This window comes from Candidatus Margulisiibacteriota bacterium (genome assembly GCA_041650855.1).
Taxonomy (GTDB): domain Bacteria; phylum Margulisbacteria; class WOR-1; order O2-12-FULL-45-9; family XYB2-FULL-48-7; genus JALOPZ01.
Map to the genome: position 1 here is coordinate 124977 of JBAZKJ010000002.1, position 17188 is coordinate 142164.

Annotated in this window: 16 protein-coding genes; 8 read left to right on the forward strand and 8 right to left on the reverse strand. The window is 60.3% G+C overall.

Annotated features, from left to right (window positions below):
- Nucleotides 1–14: 14 nt before the first annotated feature.
- From WC529_05290 to WC529_05310, 5 genes are read right to left on the reverse strand one after another with little or no spacing between them, the layout of a single operon-like run.
- Nucleotides 15–1583 (reverse strand): NADH-quinone oxidoreductase subunit C, encoded by a 1569-nt coding sequence (locus WC529_05290; protein ID MFA5113690.1) that lies wholly within the window; start codon nt 1581–1583, stop codon nt 15–17.
- On the reverse strand, nt 1584–2981 hold the full coding sequence (locus tag WC529_05295; protein ID MFA5113691.1) for a proton-conducting transporter membrane subunit: 1398 nt from the start codon (nt 2979–2981) through the stop codon (nt 1584–1586). It abuts the gene before it with no gap.
- A gap of 1 nt (nt 2982) precedes the next feature.
- Nucleotides 2983–3618 (reverse strand): hypothetical protein, encoded by a 636-nt coding sequence (locus tag WC529_05300; protein MFA5113692.1) that lies wholly within the window; start codon nt 3616–3618, stop codon nt 2983–2985.
- A 5-nt stretch (nt 3619–3623) separates the two neighbouring features.
- A complete protein-coding gene (locus tag WC529_05305) occupies nt 3624–4415 on the reverse strand; it encodes an NADH-quinone oxidoreductase subunit H (GenBank protein ID MFA5113693.1) in 792 nt (263 codons plus the stop codon).
- Between the two features lie 8 nt (nt 4416–4423).
- On the reverse strand, nt 4424–6250 hold the full coding sequence (locus WC529_05310) for a proton-conducting transporter membrane subunit (GenBank protein ID MFA5113694.1): 1827 nt from the start codon (nt 6248–6250) through the stop codon (nt 4424–4426).
- A gap of 39 nt (nt 6251–6289) precedes the next feature.
- On the opposite strand from WC529_05310, the gene WC529_05315 reads away from it, so the two are divergent.
- Nucleotides 6290–7189, forward strand: coding sequence for a diacylglycerol kinase family protein (locus WC529_05315; GenBank protein MFA5113695.1), 900 nt, complete (start codon nt 6290–6292; stop codon nt 7187–7189).
- Here the strand turns inward: WC529_05315 and WC529_05320 are convergent, their stop codons facing one another.
- From WC529_05320 to WC529_05330, 3 genes are read right to left on the reverse strand one after another with little or no spacing between them, the layout of a single operon-like run.
- Complete coding sequence (locus WC529_05320) at nt 7190–7783, reverse strand: sigma-70 family RNA polymerase sigma factor (GenBank protein ID MFA5113696.1); 594 nt, start codon at nt 7781–7783, stop codon at nt 7190–7192.
- Nucleotides 7780–7992, reverse strand: coding sequence for a hypothetical protein (locus tag WC529_05325; GenBank protein MFA5113697.1), 213 nt, complete (start codon nt 7990–7992; stop codon nt 7780–7782). The genes WC529_05320 and WC529_05325 overlap by 4 nt, the downstream gene beginning before the upstream one ends.
- Nucleotides 7989–8231, reverse strand: a complete 243-nt coding sequence (locus WC529_05330; GenBank protein ID MFA5113698.1) for a hypothetical protein — start codon at nt 8229–8231, stop codon at nt 7989–7991. The genes WC529_05325 and WC529_05330 overlap by 4 nt, the downstream gene beginning before the upstream one ends.
- A gap of 213 nt (nt 8232–8444) precedes the next feature.
- Between WC529_05330 and WC529_05335 the strand changes: the two genes are divergently transcribed.
- From WC529_05335 to WC529_05365, 7 genes are read left to right on the forward strand one after another with little or no spacing between them, the layout of a single operon-like run.
- Nucleotides 8445–9968, forward strand: a complete 1524-nt coding sequence (locus WC529_05335) for a hypothetical protein (GenBank protein MFA5113699.1) — start codon at nt 8445–8447, stop codon at nt 9966–9968.
- A 49-nt stretch (nt 9969–10017) separates the two neighbouring features.
- On the forward strand, nt 10018–11175 hold the full coding sequence (locus WC529_05340; protein ID MFA5113700.1) for a hypothetical protein: 1158 nt from the start codon (nt 10018–10020) through the stop codon (nt 11173–11175).
- A 26-nt stretch (nt 11176–11201) separates the two neighbouring features.
- A complete protein-coding gene (locus WC529_05345) occupies nt 11202–12353 on the forward strand; it encodes a hypothetical protein (GenBank protein MFA5113701.1) in 1152 nt (383 codons plus the stop codon).
- 10 nt (nt 12354–12363) lie between these two features.
- Nucleotides 12364–13650 (forward strand): hypothetical protein, encoded by a 1287-nt coding sequence (locus tag WC529_05350; GenBank protein MFA5113702.1) that lies wholly within the window; start codon nt 12364–12366, stop codon nt 13648–13650.
- A gap of 15 nt (nt 13651–13665) precedes the next feature.
- Nucleotides 13666–14790, forward strand: coding sequence for a hypothetical protein (locus WC529_05355; protein MFA5113703.1), 1125 nt, complete (start codon nt 13666–13668; stop codon nt 14788–14790).
- On the forward strand, nt 14787–16058 hold the full coding sequence (locus WC529_05360; GenBank protein ID MFA5113704.1) for a hypothetical protein: 1272 nt from the start codon (nt 14787–14789) through the stop codon (nt 16056–16058). The genes WC529_05355 and WC529_05360 overlap by 4 nt, the downstream gene beginning before the upstream one ends.
- 10 nt (nt 16059–16068) lie before the next feature.
- Nucleotides 16069–17163 carry a hypothetical protein gene (locus WC529_05365; protein ID MFA5113705.1) on the forward strand — a complete coding sequence of 365 codons (1095 nt, stop codon included), beginning with the start codon at nt 16069–16071 and terminating at the stop codon, nt 17161–17163.
- Nucleotides 17164–17188 lie beyond the last annotated feature (25 nt).

Genomic DNA, 17188 nt, shown 5'->3' on the forward strand with positions numbered 1-17188 from the left:
CTTTAACAGTGCCATTACAGGTCGTTCCCCGCGTAAGAAAGATCAAAGCTCTTGTTGCAGAGCGGAAAGTCGGGGATGATCTCCCCCTGGGCGGCGTAGGAAAGTCCTTCCCAGTTATGGAAAGAAGGATCGACGATCTTGCACCGTTCGATCTTCCCTTCATTGTCCAGCTTCAGCCAGTAGAGGACCGGGCCGCGCCACCCTTCAACTGCTCCCAACCCGTAACCTTCGACCGGAGAGGGGGCCGTAACCGTCAAATCACCGGGGAGAAGCTGCCCGAGAAAATTGCTGATCAATTCGCTCGATCGCTTGAACTCCAGCAACCGCATTTTTAGCCGGGCCAGGCAATCGCCGGTTTCCTGGACGACCGGCTGGAAGCCGGCCGATCGGTACGGCTCAAGGTCGGCGCGCAGGTCGCGCGGCAGGCCGCAGGCGCGCGCGGCCAGGCCGAGCACGCCGATATCTTCGGCGGTCTTCCGGCGGAGAATGCCGGTCGAATCGACCCGGTCGATAAAACTGGCGCTGTTGAACAGTATCCCCTCCAGCTCTTTCAAGTCGATGGTCAAAGAGAGGAGCTTGGCAGTCAGCTCGGCGGCCAGGTTCTTATCGAGGTCCTTGGCGACGCCGCCGACCAGATTGATCCCCTTCAAATAACGGCTGCCGGTCAGCCGGTCGTTCAGCTGCAGCATCCTCTCTTTCTGGACCGAGGCGAACGAGGCGGCAAAGGTGAAACCGACGTCGAGCGCGATCCCGCCGATGTCGTTGAGATGGTTGGACATCCGCTCCAGTTCCAGATAAACGGCACGGAGCAAGACGGCGCGCGGGGGAGGCGTCAAGCCGAGCAGCTTTTCCGACGCTAGCACAAAGGCCAGGCTGTGGGCAAAAGCGGAGTCGCCGGCCACGCATTCGCTTAAACGGAGCCCTTCGATCAAAGTTTTCCCTTCCATGATCTTTTCCACGCCGCGATGAGTAAAGCCGAGCCTGATTTCCAGGTTAATGATCGGTTCCCCGGCGACGCTGAAGCGGAAATGGCCCGGGCCGATGATGCCGGCGTGCACCGGCCCGACCGGTATTTCGAACAACCCTTCGCCTTCGCCTTTGATAAAATCGTAGGACTGTCCGGTCGGCCCTGCGGCCGACGGGGCGACGAAGTCTTTGCGGAGCGGGAAAACGCCTGCCGGCCAGACCTCGTCGTGCAGCCGCAAGCGGCGCAGGTCGGGGCTCCCCTCCAGGTCGATCCCGAACATCTCCCGGATCTCCCGTTCGAACAAGCTGGCGGAATAGATCTCTTTAGCCAGGGAAGGGAACGACTCGGCCCCCGCCGGGAGATCGAGGCAAACGTAGAACCAGTGCCGCTCCGCCGCCGCGTAGAAAGCGGTGTTGAGCCGGAAACAGGAGCGCGTCCGCCGCTTATCTTCCGCGAACATCATCATGACCGGCGAGGCGCAAAGCTTGTGCAGGGCCAGACAAGCGGGGATAAAATCGGCCGGCTTGACCGTCAAATAACTTTCCCCCGGTATCTTGGCGTTGACCGTGACCGGTTCGATCTTATATTTGCCGTGTAACTCTTCCCTGATACCCATTTAGCTCCCCCGCAAGACGCTGACCGCCGCGTCGAGGCTCTGGCGCAAGACATTGGGGATGAATATCCCCAAACCGATGATAAAAATAAGCAGGAACCCGTAAGACAACCAGCCGCCGATCGGTTCGGCCGGAGAAACGGTCTGTTCCAACGGCCGCCCGAAGAGGACCTTGCCGAAATGATAGAGGAGGGCGCCGCCGATCACCGCCAGCAGGCCAAGCAGGAGCGCGCCGATCAGGTAATGACCGGCGATGAACGCGGCGCCGACCAGATAGAACTCGCTGACGAAGACGGCGCCGGGCGGAAAGCCGATCAGGGCGAAAATACCGACCAACAGAGCAAGCCCGGTCACCGGCAGCGCGCGGCCGACGCCCGAGATCTTGGCCAGGTCGTGCGTGCCGTAGGCTTGGGCGACGCGGCCGGCGCCGAAGAACATCAGCGCTTTGCCGACCGCGTGGTTGAACAGGTGGAGGAGGGCGCCGAACATCGCCAGAGGGCTGTTGAGGCCGATCCCGATCGCGATCAGGCCGAGATGCTCGATGCTGGAATACGCCAGGAGACGCTTCAGGTCCTTCTGGGTAACGATGAAAATGCACGCCACGATCAGCGAGAGCAGGCCGAAGAGGAGCATCAGGCTGGAATAGAACGGCGCCCCGCAGCAGCGCGTGACGACGATCCCGTAGCGTAAGATGGCGTACAGCGAGCATTTGAGCAGGACGCCGGAGAGCATGGCGCTGGCCGGGGAGACCGCCTGGCTGTGCGCGTCGGGCAGCCAGGTGTGCAGCGGCGCCAGGCCGGCTTTGGTGCCGTAGCCGACCAGGATAAAGATAAAAGCCACCTTAACGACTTGCGGGTTAAGCAGCTTGGCCGCGGCCAGCAGATCGGTCCAGTTCAGGCTCTTGAGCCCGGTCGCCGAGGAGAGCGCGAAGGTGAACAGGATCGCGCCGAACAAGGCCAGGGTGATGCCGACGGAACAGATGATCAGGTATTTCCAGGCCGCCTCGACCGAATGTTTGGAGTTGTAGAAGCCGACCAGGAAAGAAGAGATAAGCGTGGTCAGCTCGATCGCCATCCAGAGGAACCCGAGATTGTTGATCAACGGGACCAGGAACATCGCGGCGGCGAACAGGTTGAATAATAAATAATACAGCAGCGCTTTACCGGTAGTGATCTTCCCCTGCGCCAGGTCGTCGGCGATAAAGGAAATGGAAAAGAGGGCGGCGGCAAAAGTGACCGTGGCCGTCGTCAGGATCAGGAGAGCGCTCAGCGCGTCGACATAAAAGAGCGCGCCCAGGGGGATTTTCAGATTGCCGGCGCCGACCGTCGCCAGGAGATAAAGCGACACCAGCCAGATCAGAAAATGGCCCGCGGCGTTGATCAGGCCTGCTCGTTTGATCATGTTAACCTTTTAACCCCGACAGTTTGCTGACGTCGATATGGGTAAAGATCGCGTTGATCCGGTAAATGAACAGCCCCAGGATCATGACGCTGACCAGGATATCGAAGAACAGGGCGATCTCGACGAAGAACGGCATTCCGCCGGGAATGACGGTCGCGGCCAGGAAAACGCCGTTCTCCGTCAGCAGCAGGCCGATGACCTGGGCGAGCGCCTTGATCCGGGTGACCATTAAAAATATTCCGGTCAGCATGACAAAACAAGCTACGCCCAAGGTAGCTTGCTCCAGGTAGGCGGGGGCGGGTATGACCATGCAGGCCAGCGACCAGGAGAGCAAACCGATGACGACGGTCAACAGCAGGGAAACCTGGGAGTTCACGAACAATCCCAGGTGGTCGCTGGAGCCGATCCGCTTGATCAGCACGTCGAAGAGATGCGGGATCAGCAAAACTTTTAAGCTGAACAGCAGGCAAGCGATCAGGTAAAGTTCCGGGCTTCCCTCGCGGTAGGCGGCGATCAGCGTCAGCAGGGCGAGGCAGAGCGATTGGTAGCGGAAATTACGCAAAAGCGCCGGGAAGCGGCTTACCAGCGCGGTTTCCGCGGTTATTAATAAAATTGCGAACAGACAAAGCCAGACCATTTAACTTATACCCCCAGGAGCGCGCTGACTACGGCCAGCAGCGCCAGGATCACGCCGAAAACGAGCAGGTCGGGGACCTTGAACAGCCGGTACTTTGCTGTCCCAACTTCGATCAGCGCGATCACGATGATCAGCACCGGCAGAGAGAGCAGGCCGAACACGCCGGCCAGCAGGCAAAGCCAGAACGCTTGCTTGATCTGGGCGGATAGTTCGATCAGCGCGAGCGCCGGGCCGGAATAATCGAGCAGCATCGCTTCGTGGACCATGGTCAGCTCCAAGTGAGTTTCCTGGTTATCGACCGGCAGGCGGGCCGTTTCCGCCAGGATGACGAGCAAGAGAGCGAGGCCGGCCAACAGGTGCGAGACCGACCAGCCTGCTCCGGGCGCCAGATAAAGAGTGAAAATGACCAGACAGGCCGCCGGCTCGACAAAACTGGCGATGAACATCTCCCGGGAGGCGCCGATCCCGCCGAAAGAACTCCCCGCGTCGAGCGCGGCTAACGCCAGGAAGAAGCGGCCGAGCGCCAGAACAAAAATGATCGCCAGCAAGTTGTCCGCCTGGAGTAAGATGACCGCGGTCACGCCGGTCGCGAAAGCGATGAACGGAGCGGCCCGGAAGATCCAGGAGCTGTCGGCCGGGACGATCGACTCTTTGCCGAATAATTTCCAGAGCTGACGGTACGGCTGAAAAATATCCGGACCTTGACGGAGACGGAGGTTATTCTTGATCTTGGCGATCAGGCCGCTAACCAAGGGAGCCAGCCCGATCACCAGGAACAACCGTAAGACGATCGTCATGCTTGTCATCAAAATACCCTCACCAGGAAGACCAGCAAGACCAGCGTGGCCAGAATATAAGAAATATACAGGTGGATGCTGCCGGCCTGGACCCGCTTAAACTGCCGGGCGGCGCGGAGCAATACGCCCAGGCTGGCGTCATAAAGATATTCTTTGAAGATCTTGGTCGTGTAGGTTTCGTAAACGAACGATTTGACGTGATAAAAAGAATCTTTGACCTTCTCCGTTTTCCGGAAAGGGAGGAGGAAGAAACTGAAGCTGATCCGGAACGGTTTGGAAAATGCGGTAGCAGTGTATTCGTTCCGGCTGCCGACCTGGTAATAACCGCAATCCCAGGTCCGGCCGAGCCGGACCCGGTTGCCGGCCGTGAGCCGGTAAACGACCGCTGCGACGGTCAAGCCGCCGCCCAAAACCAGCGTGATGAACAACGGGGAGATCGCCGGACGACCGAGCGGCGGCAGGCCTAAACTGAAAAGATCGGTGATCTGCGGGGTGGCGTGGCAGATCGGTCCGGCGACCCGGGCGATCAGGTTGAACACGGCCGGCGCCAGCAAACCGAGGCCGACCACTGCCGCCGCCAAAAAGGCCATGCCGAGCTGCATGGAGAAGGGAGATTCTTTGGCTTGCTCGGCCTCCCGGCCGCGCGGCAGCGCCAGAAAAGTGATGCCGAACGCTTTGACGAAACAAGCGGCGGCCAGGCCGCTGGTCAGGGCGAGGGCGGCCGCGCCGAGCGCCAGGCCAAAGGCCAGGGTGCCGGGCACTTTGAGCGCGCCGGCGAAGAAAGTTTGAAGGATCAGCCATTCACTGACAAAGCCGTTCAGCGGCGGGAGCGCGGAAATCCCCATGGCCCCAACAAGGAAAAAAGCGGCGGTCCACGGCATCTTCTTGATCAATCCGCCCAATTTTTCCATGTCCAGGGTGCCGGTCCCTTTCTGGACGCTGCCGGCGCAGAGGAAGAGGAGCCCTTTGAAAACGGCGTGGTTGACCAAGTGGTACAGGCCGGCGATCAGCGCCAGCGCGGCCAAGCTCGCCAAATTCAGGCGGGTAAAGACCATTGCCAGTCCCAGACCGAGCAGGATAATGCCGATGTTCTCGACGCTGTGATAAGCGAGCAGCCTTTTCAGGTCGTGTTCCATCAAAGCGTAGATCACGCCGACCAGGCAGGAGATCGTCGCCAGGACCAGGACAGCGACCCCCCACCAGAGCGAACTGATCCCCAGGACCAGAAAAACGAAACGGATCAGGCCGTAGAGCGCCGTTTTGATCATGACGCCGGACATCAGGCAGGAGATATGGCTGGGCGCCTGGGGGTGCGCGGCGGGGAGCCAGATATGGAGCGGCACGATCCCCGCCTTGGTCCCGAAGCCGATCAGGAAACAAAGGAACAATCCGTTGCGGAGCAGGGGGGACATGGTTTGGCAGGCGGCGGCCATGGCGGCGAGATCGAACGAACCGGCGTGCCGGTAGATCAGGAAAATGGCGCCGGTCAGAAAAGCGGTCCCGCAATGGGTCATGATGATATACAGGGAGGCGGCGTTGACCGCGGCCTCGTTCTCGCTGTCGGTCAGGACCAGCAGGTAGGAAAGGAGCGTCATCAGTTCCCAGACGATCAGAAAGACCAACGCGTTCCCCGCGACTACCAGCAGCAGCATGGAGCCGATAAAAGCCAGGGTAATAAGCTGGGTGGTCAGGAGCTTGGCCCGGGTGAATTTCCCCCGCAAATAACCGAGCGAATAGACCAGGGCGGGAACGCTGACCAGGAGAATAACTGTTAGAAAATAGAGGGCGAGAGGGTCCAGTAATACCAGCGAGCGCAGATCAATAAGTAAGTTCATTTTGTCGTTTATTTCACCGCAATGCTATAATTATAACATATGCGGTCTTACTTCATCGTTAATCCGCGTTCGGCGAACGGCAAGACCGCCCAGAGATGGCCTGCCATTAAACAAGCGTTCGAGTCCTCCCTCGGCCCGCTCGATTTTGCCCTGACCGAGGCGAAGGGCCACGCTACCAAGCTGGCGTTGACCGCTCAGGCGAACGGCTTTGAGAAGATCGTCGCCGTCGGCGGCGACGGCACCCTGCACGAAGTCCTCAACGGTTTGAGCGAAAGAGCGGTCCTCGGTTACTATCCGAGCGGGACCGGCCAGGATTTTTCCCAGACGATGGGAATCGCCGGACGATCGCTGGCCGACCATGTCCAGCGGATCTTAAAGGGGGAGCAGCAGCGGATCGACGTCGGCCTGGTTACTTACCGCTCGCCCGAAGGGGGCCAGGCCGCCCGCAAGTTCATCAACGTTTCCAGCCTCGGTTTTTCCGCCCACGTGGTCCAGCGGGTCAACCGCTCTTCCAAGCGGCTGGGCGGCAAAGCGACCTTTATCCTCGGCGTCCTCCGGTCGCTCCTCTTCCTGAAAAACACCCCGCTCCGGATCGAGGTCGACGGCGCGGAGTTCTTCAGCGGCCGCTCGCTGATCGTCACCATGGCCAACGGCCGCTTTTTCGGCGGGAGCATGATGATCGCCCCGCAGGCGGAGGTCGACGACGGGTTGTTCGAGGTCGTGGTGGTCGGCCGGATGGGGCGGATCGAGGTGTTGCTCAATATCGGCAGCATCTACGCCGGCACGCATTTGACCCATCCCAAGATCAAGGTGACCAGGGGGCGGGCGATCACGATCAGTTCGGCCGAAACGGCCTGGGTGGAAGCGGACGGCGAGCTTTTGGGGATGACCGAAGCGAAGTTCCAGATATTACAACAAGCGGTCGCTTTTATCGTTTAGTTATTCGGCCGGTTCTTCGTCGCGGAGCGCTTTTTTCAGCTTGAGCGTGGCGTCTTTGCAGATGCGGGAAACCTGCGATTCCGACAGGCCGATCTCCTTGCCGATCTGCTTAAAGGTCTTGTCTTTCTGATAGTAGTTCTCGATAACCGATCTTTCCTTGGCCGAGAAGTCTTCCATCGCCGAGTCGACGTGCAGCAGTTTGTCGACCTCTTCGTGGACGATCTCTTTCCGGTTGAACGCCATGTAGACGTTCGCCGCGCTGGTGATGAACTCGTAGAGGCCGGCGACCGGGTCGGTCCCCCGCTTGCGCAGGTAATCCTGCATGGAGCCCTTTAACCGGACGGAAACGTACGGCCACAGGTCTCCCTTGCGCGGGTCCCAGGTCTTGAGGCATTCCACAAAGGCGATCTTGGCTTCCGATTCCAGGTCGTGCGCCTCGGAGCTGGCGATGTGCCGGGGGAGGGTGGAAACGTACCAGCGGACGGTCGAATTGATCTGGTCCTTGTATTTTTCCAGTGTTTCAGAGCTGTATTTGACGAACTGTTCGCGCAGAATGGAGACGATCCGGTCCTCTACCTCTTTGCGGGTCGTCATGAGAACCTCTTGGCGAGATTTTTGAGGAATTCCTGGGTCTTATTGTTTCCCAGCTCTTTGCTGAAGCGCTCGGCCATGTCGTGGGCGAATTTCCATGACGCTCGGAGGATGGGGGAGATGCCGGCGGGCGGCGCGGAGGCGGCCCCTTCGACGCCGGGCCGCCCGATCTTTCTCAGCTCTTTGTGCTGGTCGACTCTTCTAATGCTCACGGTTTCTTTTTAATGTAGAGACTGGCCATGGCCAGGGTCTGGCGCCGGAGCTCCGGGTTGGTCACGATCGCTTCCGCCAGAGTGTCCACCATTTTAGCAAAGCCGGGTGAGGTTGTAAAGCTGTGCCCGAATTCGGACTCCAGCGCGGCGACGACGAAGCGTTCCGCCATCTCCTTGGCCGTCAGCCCGGCCGACAGGTTGGTCGCGATCTTTTGCTCGAACAGCTCGTAGTTGGGCATGGCTATTTATCGGTAGTTTACGGCACATATTTCAGCAAAGCAAGCGAAAAAACACCGTTGACAGCCGTAAATTAGGGCAGTAGAATTGAGGCACAATGAAAGCCCGTATCGTTCGCACGGCGGAACATTGTAACGGTTGAACCATGAACCCAGCGCTACCCGCTGGGTTTTTTTTATGCCGAGCGCAGTCGAGGCAATAAAGGGGGAAATAAAATGAAAAAAGTCATTATGTTCGGTCTGTTGATCGCGGTGCTGGCGTCGGCGGGATGGGCGGTGCCGACGCAGATAAACTTGCAGGGGAGGCTGGTCGACAAGAACACCGGCAGCCCGATCACCGGCGAACGATCGATCACCTTTAACCTCTACACCACCCTGACCGGAGGAACGGCGGTCTGGACCGAAACGCAAAGTAATGTCGTCTTTAATGATAACGGCATCTTCAATGTCTTGTTAGGCAGCAAAACAGCGCTGAATGTCGAGTTCACTACCGATTATTATTATGTCGGGATCGCCGTGGCCGGCGACGCGGAAATGACCCCTCGGCAGCGGCTGGTTTCCGTTCCTTACGCTTATACGGCCAAGAACCTCGAAGGGGGAGTGGTCAACGCCCGGGCCGCTTCGGACACAGTTACCGTCATCAAAGGGACTAATGCGGTCTTCGTGGTCGGCGGGACGGAATATCTCGGTACGGGCGTTAGGGGGACGGGTAAGATCGGCGTCTCCGGCTTCGGCTCGGTTGCGGGGGGGTCATTTGAAAGCACTACTGGGTCAGGGGTCATGGGGTTTTCTGCCACCAATACCGGCGGTAACGCCGGTGTTCTTGGGGTCAACACCGTTTCCGGCGGATGGGGTGTTTACGGTTTAAGTAATTATGGTTATGGCGTTGGCGGTAATGGGACCAGTTTGGGTGTTTGGGGAACTTCGGCCGGTTCAGCAACGGAATCCAGCCCCTGGTCTGGTGCCGGCGTTTACGGCTCAAGCACTCGCGTAACCGTGACGTCCGGAACAATCCCTCCAGCTGGTGTTTATGGGACCAGTTTGAAGGGGCCTGGTGTTGCGGGTGTCAGCCTGACCAATATCGGTGTCTACGGTAAAAGCGTGGTAGCCGGCGGTTCGTTTGAGAGTACGGCCGGGGTTGGGGTATATGGCAAAGGGACCACGGCCGGCGGATTATTTGAAAACGCGGCGGGCGTGGGATTGATCACCAGATCGACAAAGTCGTTTGGAACAGCACAGCAAAGGGCCGGAGGGTATGGTGAAGGCCATTACGGCTTTTACGGAAGAGGCTCCTCGGAAGCTGGTGGGATCGGGGTATATGGAGAAGGCTTTGCCGGCGTACAAGGGAAAGCCACCGGCTATAGCGCGGGTGGGGGAGAAGGAGTCGGTGTTTCCGGGTCGGGGATGGGGCCTAACGCAATTGGAGTATACGCGGCGAATTACGGAACAGGGGCGGCAGAGGGGACGGCATTTGAGATCGGGCCGGGCAAATTAAAGATCCGGACCGGAACTGCCAGCTCTTACGATGGGTACATAGTCGGGCTGGCTCAATTTACCGCCAGCAGTACGGCAGTCACGGTCACCAATCGATATGTTAACGCTGCGTCGATTATTTTTATCACTCCCCAGGAAGATAGCGACGCCTATTATTGGATCTCGGCCAAATCAGCCGGGAGCTTTACGATCAAGCGGAATTGGGGCGCGGCGGCGAAAAAAGTCGGTTACCTGGTCATTAATTAGTAATCAGGCCGGATGGCGGGTTGGCGGGGCGAATGCTAATAGTGAATTGATGAACAATAGACTAAAAATAACACTGCTGGTTCTTTTTTGCGTGCCGTTGATCATGGCCGGGGTAGCTCGCGCGGAGATGGCCAGCACGAACTATCTGCTGGCGCCCCACGTGATCTCCGCCGGCGGGCACATTTCGCTGGAGGCGGGCGGCAAGCTTATGAACGATATCAAGGGGCAGGGGATCGCCGGCGAAATGTCGTCGGCGAATTACGGATTGGGCTTAGGCGGCATCTACGGGACCGGCCCCACCATTGTCGAAGGCGACTGGCCGTACGGCACCGTACCGCTCTACATTTCGCGCAGCGGCGACAACCTCAAGATCTCCTGGGAAGCCCGGTTCGTCAATCCGCAGATCTTCATTTCTACCGGTAACGGGGCCGGCGAGTACGTTAACGATGGCCCGGGTTGGTTATCGCTCGATGATCCGGCTTTATCCGATGACATCGATAAATATCTGAGCCAGAGCTACTTTATTCATATTAATCAGGTTGGACAAAGTTTTCCGGAAGCATACTATAAGGCGCTGCAGGCCGGAGTAAATCGTTCAGCCACTAATCCGCGCGTTATGGGGGCGAGCTACCTCGGCTCGGCCTGGGCGGTGGGGAAAGTCAACGTCAACATTTCCCGCGCCGGCGCGAATGGCTGGAACTTTATCGCTTATCCGTTCAATGTCCGGCCGATCGGGGAAGCGCTCTTCGGCAATTTTAGCGCCGCCGACGAGATCAAGATCCGCGACGAGGCGACCAAGCAGTTCGCGCCGGTTTCCGTCGCCTACAGTGCCGCCAGCGGCCAGTGGGGAACGCAGCCGTTCGAGCGGGCAAAAGGGTACTGGCTCTACCGCTCGCAAACTGCCCCGCTGACGGCGACAATGATCGGCTCGGTCACCCTGGACAATTACAGCACATCCCTGACGCGGGTCGGGGCGAACGGTTGGAACTTTGTCGGTTTACCTTATCCGCGATGGCAGGCATTATCGGCTTTCGGGCCGGCGGCGGCCAACGCGCTCGATGAGTTTAAAGTCCGCAACGAAGACTCTAAACTGATCGAAGCATCTTATCCGAAGTCAACCTGGGGGACGCAGCAGATCAGGACCGCCAAAGGTTATTTGTATTACCGGGCGGTGCCGGACACGCTCCCCTGGGAAATAGCATATTGAGTTAAATTAGGAGGCAATTAATAAATATGAAGAACAAAATTACGAGCGCGGTGATCATGCTCCTGTTGTTGCTGATCGGGTCGCAAGCCCACGCCGGTCTGGCCAACGTTTTTCTTTACCACTCGCGTATTTCCGCCGCCAACCTGGGGGACAAGGATTCTGTCCAGATCTCCCTCTATTCTTCGCCGACCAACCAGAGCGGCAGCGGCACACCGCTGTCGGTCGGCACCCACTACACGCTCGACCGGAACAGCTCCTACGCCGGTACCACTCCGGCCGTTAAGATCGCGATCAACAACTGCCCGGCCGGGACCGCTTATATCTTGTTAAAGGACGCCGGCTCGACCCGGTACGCGATTCTCTCCGCCAGCACGCCCGATATTCCGGGAGACGACCAGACCCCGGCGATCACTTCTTACCGGGCCGGGCCGCCAACCCCGCCGGCGATCGGCGCCATCAACGTCGGCTACGAATCGGCCAAGGTCCTTTCCCTGACCTACGATCCCGATTATCTCTACTCGTCGGTCATGATCCAGGTGACGCCGGCGTCGCCCGACATTACGACCCCCTCCGGTTTGCCGGCCAGTTACGCGATGGGTGAATATGTCGACGGACGGGTCCTCCTCTCCGGTCAAACTTACGCGTTCCGGATCAAGGGAACCGCGGCCGGTGTTGACCCGGCCCTGTCCGCCTGGGGAGAGAGGAGCTTTACAATGCTCAGCGGCGGCGGGTCCCAATCGTTTGTCCTGACCCTGGAGAGCAAGGTGGCGGCCGGCGGCTCCGGGATCAACAGTTTCTCGATGCCTTTTCCGCCCGATTCGACCGGCCGCTGGTGGGTCTTTAGGCCAGACGGGTCAAAACTCTTGCACCAGGGAACATCCGGGACGAACGAGGTGCAAAACGCGTCGACTTTGGCTGTCCACATTAACAACGCAGCCGGCGGAACGGTCGTTTCCAGTTTTGGCAAGTGGGACCGAAATATGCAGGCCTTGACCGGCGTGATGATCGTCTATTACGGCGATAACGGCTGGGAAATGGGGTCTGGCTCAGCGATCGAGATGAATACCAAGCTTGGCCGTCTGAAGGTCGGGGAAGGTTATCAGGTGTATATCGGGAAAAAGCGCAATGGATCTAATCCCCCGGCCAAGATCGAACTGGTGATCAAGAACTCTCCTTAACGGGATGTAAATGAAGATCGGGCAGACAATAGCTTTAATACTGGTCGGGATGGTGCTGGCGGGCAGCGCGGCAGTGGCCGCGACGCCGCAGCAGCCGTTCCTGCCGTTCTACTGGCTCAGCGGGACGGTGGCCGCGCCGACCGGCGTGGCGGTCGATAACAAGCTGGTTGTCTTCTACACGACCGACCTGGCGGTGCGGATCGAAACCAGGACAGACTCCGCCGGCAAATATTCCCTCAATCCGTTCGAGCTCCAGTACTACCAGAATATCCCGGTCAATCTCGACGGCAGCGCCGGTTACGTCCTGGCGGTCGTGCGGGATACCCCCAATGGCTATGGGACGCTGGAGACGATCGTCCTCTCCAGCGAGGCCGGTTACATGATCAAGAACCTGACGCTGATCGAAGGGGGAGGGCCGTACCTGCCGACCGTGCCGGTCGACACCGTCCCGCTGGAGATCAGCCGCTCCGGCAATGACGTCCGGATCTCCTGGGAGGCGGCGAATCCCGATTACGCCGACCCGCAGATCTTTCTGCTGACGGGGAGCGGCACCGGCGAATACAGCAACGACGTCACCCGCTGGACCAGGATCTCCGCCGGCACGGCCGGTTTTGACTTTACCAATTACGCGGCCGGCTCCGTCCTCTACCTGGACCAGGTCGCGGGCGGCGTGCCGGAGGCTTACTTCCGGGCGATCAAAGCGGGCGTCGACGTGGCGACCCCGTCCGGGCGCGCCACGTTCGAAGCTTCTTATCCATACGGCAAGATCAACGTGTACGTTGAAGGCAATGGTTTGCTCCTGGCCGGCGTGCCGGTCAAGGACGGCAAAATGTCGGCGATCTACCCGCCGCAAATGCCGTCCGGCGCGGAATTGAACATTTACCCGCGGGTCGGCCGGGGGTTGGACAAACTGATCGCCCGTTCCACCGGGCTGACCGGCACCGACGTCAATGTTGACCCGGGGCTCGGTTTCTGGCTGGAAAATCCGGGAACTTTGCCGCTGGTCATCACCTTTGTTGGTCAATTGGCCGTGCCGCTCGAGCGCGGGATCGCCGGGCTCGATCTGACCGGCAATCCGCTGCCGGCCGGTTTGAGCAGCGCGCTCCTTGGGGGAACGACGGCGGACATCATCTATCCGCAGATCGGCCGCGGGCTGGACAAAGTGAACAGGGGCTCAGCCGGCTGGCCGGCACTAACTTTACGACTGAACCAGGGATTCTGGTACGAATACGCCGCCGGCAGCCGCCAGTGGCAGGGCGACGCCAGAATACCTGAGGCGAGGATCACGAGTGATTAAGGAGGAATGAGGATAATGAGAATAATTAATCTGTGTCATAAGGTGGTGATCGGGTTGCTTGCCGCGGTCCTGTCCGCCGGTGCGGCACAGGCCATTTTGACCGTCTCCATGCCGGAAGACGTCGCTATTAACCGGGTGGAGTATTACTGGTCCGGGGACGCCAACGGCGCGAACAACCTGGGCCGGATAGTTAACCCGACCGCCGGCGTCGTCCTCGACGTCACCAATACCAATACGCAAGCCCGGCGCGACAACGCCACGACCTACGTTTTCGGCGCCTCCGACGCCTCCGGTTACGCCGGCTCGGGCGGGATCTATATCCGGATCTGGGACGGCGAACGCGACCGGGATGGCGGCGCCTATTCCTCCCTGGCGGGCTTCACCAATCCTTTTACCTCGCCGAGCACCGTGCCGTTCGGCGCGCTGTCGTACCCGTACATTAAGGCAACGCCGGGCAACGGCCAGATCACCCAGGTCGACGAGACCTCCTCCCTGGTCCTGCCGGCGACCCGGACCGGCAAGCTGAAAGTTTTCTCCCGGCAGACGCCGCGCGGCGACGCCAAGATCGTGGAAGCGGCCGGCTGCCAGTGGGAAGTCACGCGCAACGGGAGCGCGGTCGACGTCGGCACCATGACCGGCGCGGCCATCGAGCTGCAAACCCCGACCTTTACCCTGAGCGTCGGCGACGCTTACCGCTTCCGCGTCCGCTACCGGAACCTGTGGGGCGTGTGGGGGGAGTTTAGCGACTGGTACGACCACACGATCTCCGGCTCCACGACCGGCGGCAGCCCCGATACGGTCACCTTGAACCTGAAAAAGAAAGCGGGCGGCCTCGGCCTTAACCAGTTCGCGTTCGATGCCGCCAATGTCCGCCGCGGGACGACCCCGGTCGCCAGCCTGGCCGCCCTGGTCGAGCAGATCAACTCGGTCGGTACGGCGCGCGTCACCTTGCTCGGCTGGTGGGACGACGTCGAACAGATCGACCGCGGCTATGTCGTTACTTACAGCGGGTCAACGCCGTCATTTGCCCCGGTCAACGGCGCGGCAGCCGACCCGGCGACCGTCGCCATCGAAGCGCGGAAAGTTTATCAGGTCGGCGTGTCGGAGAACGTCACCGTGGAGTTCACCTTAACTAGATGAAGAAACTTGCCCTAATACTAATAGTCGTCGGTTTTGCCGCCTCGATCGGTTGGGGGGCGGAGCCGCACGTCTACTTAGGGCTTAACTGGGTGACCGGCGAAGTGGTGCGCGGGGCCGGTGTCCCGGGTACCGTGCCGCTCGGCGGGCGAACGGCGGTCTTTTTCGTCGCGGCCAGCGACCCGCTCAGCGGCACGCTTAAGCTGACGGCCACGACCGAAGCGGACGGCCGCTTTACCTTTAATCCGTTCTATAACCGGGAGATCCCGGTCACCTTTGAGCCGAACGACTTTGCCGCCGCCGTCTACCGCGGCGCGGACGGTTACGGCGCGAACCAGGAGAACTTTGCGTTAAGCACGCTGGGGAACAAATATGTCCGGCTGACGCTCGAACTGGGAGCGGGACCGGGGACCTACGAAGTGGTGGATACCGGCTGGATCAGGGAGACGCGGATCACCCGGGTCGGCAGCGACCTGCGGCTTGATTGGGGCTACGATCCGGCACCCGGCCGGGGACCGACCGCCGTTAAGATCTATGTCCGTTCCGGCGCGGCGGCGGCCTACGCGGCCGATCCTGCTTCTTTTGCCGAGCTGATCGCCGTGCCGTCGGGCACGGTAACCTACACGCACGCCGGCGCGGCCCGCAACGGCAATAATCTCTACTACCGGATCGTCCCCGAGCCGCTGCCGGGCGGGACTACCGTCCTGAGCGCGGACAATAATTCGATCACCGCCGGCAAGGTCGAGGTCGCGCTGCCGGCGAACCAGTACGTCTTTACCGCCTTGCCGTTCCAGGAAGACAACGTTTCCCTGGCCGGCATCCTGGGCGAACAGGTCGGCAGCGGCGGCGAGTTCCTCTGGTGGACCGGCACCGCTTACAACGGGGCTACCTACGCGACCGCCTGGACCGGCAGCGACCGGGTCCTGCGGATCGGCGAAGGCTTTATCCTGCGCGCGCCGGCCGCCGCCAGCGTCGCGCTGGTCGGCCGTTTCGGCACGCTCAACGGCACGCCGGTCAGGGAACTGGTCGGCAGCCAGTATAACCTGATCGCCTTCCCGTACCCGACAACCTCGCTGTTCGAAACGATGGGAGTAACCCCCGACAACGGGGCGGACCTGCTCCGCTGGCTGGTCGCCACCCAGGGCTACGAAGGGGCGACATACGACGGCGCCGATTGGGTCGGCCCGGCCGGGATCAACAATTTGGCATTGGCGCAGCCGAGATACTACCGGCCGCGGAGCAATTTTACTTGGGGGATAACTTTCCCGTAGGAGGCAAATGATGAGAAATAAATTATTTTTGGTCTGGGCGGTGATCCTGTTCCTGGCGGCGCAAGCGGGCGCGACCGGCATCAACGCGTTCTTCGCCGCCAACGCGATCAAAAACAAGGACGGCGGCGTCCTGGCGGACAGCAATTATCATCCTTACCAAGCCAAGCTGGAGTTGTTTTATAATACCCTGCCGGCCCCCAATGCCAGCGCCGGCCGGCTGACGATCGACACCGCGACGCAGTACACGCTGATCGGCGGTCAGCATAAATACCAACTTGCTTCTTTAGACGGCGGCACCCTCTACGTCCGGGTCTGGAATGGCACCCCGGCGACCAGGGGGAGCTACTACGGCAAGACCTCGCACGGCGTGGCGTCGGGTACGACCCTGCCGTACGACTGGACGATCAGCTCGCTGGCGGCCGACTACAAGGCCGACGTCCCGTACGCCCCGGCGATCGGCGCGATCAGCGAATCGCTCCGCCGGACCGGGACTTCCTATCAGTTAACCCTGACCGTGCCGGTCTCTTACAACGAAAGCGGCGCCGACGGCAAGCGGGAAGCGACCGGTTTTTCCGTCGAGGTCGTCTACCCGAGCGGAACGGTCGAGACCCGGACCGGCTCGTCGGTCACCCTGACCAACACCCCGGCGGGGACCTACAAGTTCACCCCGACGGCGACCAACTGGTTCGGCTCCACCGCCGGGTCGCAGGTCAGCTATACGACATTGGGAGCGGGGGGTGGTGCGGCCGGTCCCGTTACCTATACTTTGCGGAAAGTTGCCGACGGTCTTGGCCTGAACGCGGTGGCAGCGATCCATAACGTGCCGTTCTCGGTCGATACCGCTGCCGCGCCGACCGCGGTCGGCACCATCGCCCAGCTGGTCGCGGCGGTCAACGCCAAGTCGACCCGCCGGGACAACGTCACCGCTATCGGTTGGATGGAGGATAGCGCGATCAAGGGGTTCTATGTTACCTATAACGCCGGCGGCGAGCCGACGTTCGCGCCGACCAGCGGCTTGTCCGCTGACGGCAGCCTGGTGCTGGAGCGGGGTAAATCATACCAGCTGTCGGTCAATAGCGACGTGACGGTCACGTTCTCGCAATAGGAGCAGGAGGTTAGTTTGCTTAAAC

Coding starts and splice junctions, on each gene's coding strand:
- WC529_05290 (MFA5113690.1), bottom strand. CDS start 1,583: ATGGGTATCAGGGAAGAGTTACACGGCAAATATAAGATCGAACCGGTC.
- WC529_05295 (MFA5113691.1), bottom strand. CDS start 2,981: ATGATCAAACGAGCAGGCCTGATCAACGCCGCGGGCCATTTTCTGATC.
- WC529_05300 (MFA5113692.1), bottom strand. CDS start 3,618: ATGGTCTGGCTTTGTCTGTTCGCAATTTTATTAATAACCGCGGAAACC.
- WC529_05305 (MFA5113693.1), bottom strand. CDS start 4,415: ATGACGATCGTCTTACGGTTGTTCCTGGTGATCGGGCTGGCTCCCTTG.
- WC529_05310 (MFA5113694.1), bottom strand. CDS start 6,250: ATGAACTTACTTATTGATCTGCGCTCGCTGGTATTACTGGACCCTCTC.
- WC529_05315 (MFA5113695.1), top strand. CDS start 6,290: ATGCGGTCTTACTTCATCGTTAATCCGCGTTCGGCGAACGGCAAGACC.
- WC529_05320 (MFA5113696.1), bottom strand. CDS start 7,783: ATGACGACCCGCAAAGAGGTAGAGGACCGGATCGTCTCCATTCTGCGC.
- WC529_05330 (MFA5113698.1), bottom strand. CDS start 8,231: ATGCCCAACTACGAGCTGTTCGAGCAAAAGATCGCGACCAACCTGTCG.
- WC529_05335 (MFA5113699.1), top strand. CDS start 8,445: ATGAAAAAAGTCATTATGTTCGGTCTGTTGATCGCGGTGCTGGCGTCG.
- WC529_05340 (MFA5113700.1), top strand. CDS start 10,018: ATGAACAATAGACTAAAAATAACACTGCTGGTTCTTTTTTGCGTGCCG.
- WC529_05345 (MFA5113701.1), top strand. CDS start 11,202: ATGAAGAACAAAATTACGAGCGCGGTGATCATGCTCCTGTTGTTGCTG.
- WC529_05350 (MFA5113702.1), top strand. CDS start 12,364: ATGAAGATCGGGCAGACAATAGCTTTAATACTGGTCGGGATGGTGCTG.
- WC529_05355 (MFA5113703.1), top strand. CDS start 13,666: ATGAGAATAATTAATCTGTGTCATAAGGTGGTGATCGGGTTGCTTGCC.
- WC529_05360 (MFA5113704.1), top strand. CDS start 14,787: ATGAAGAAACTTGCCCTAATACTAATAGTCGTCGGTTTTGCCGCCTCG.
- WC529_05365 (MFA5113705.1), top strand. CDS start 16,069: ATGAGAAATAAATTATTTTTGGTCTGGGCGGTGATCCTGTTCCTGGCG.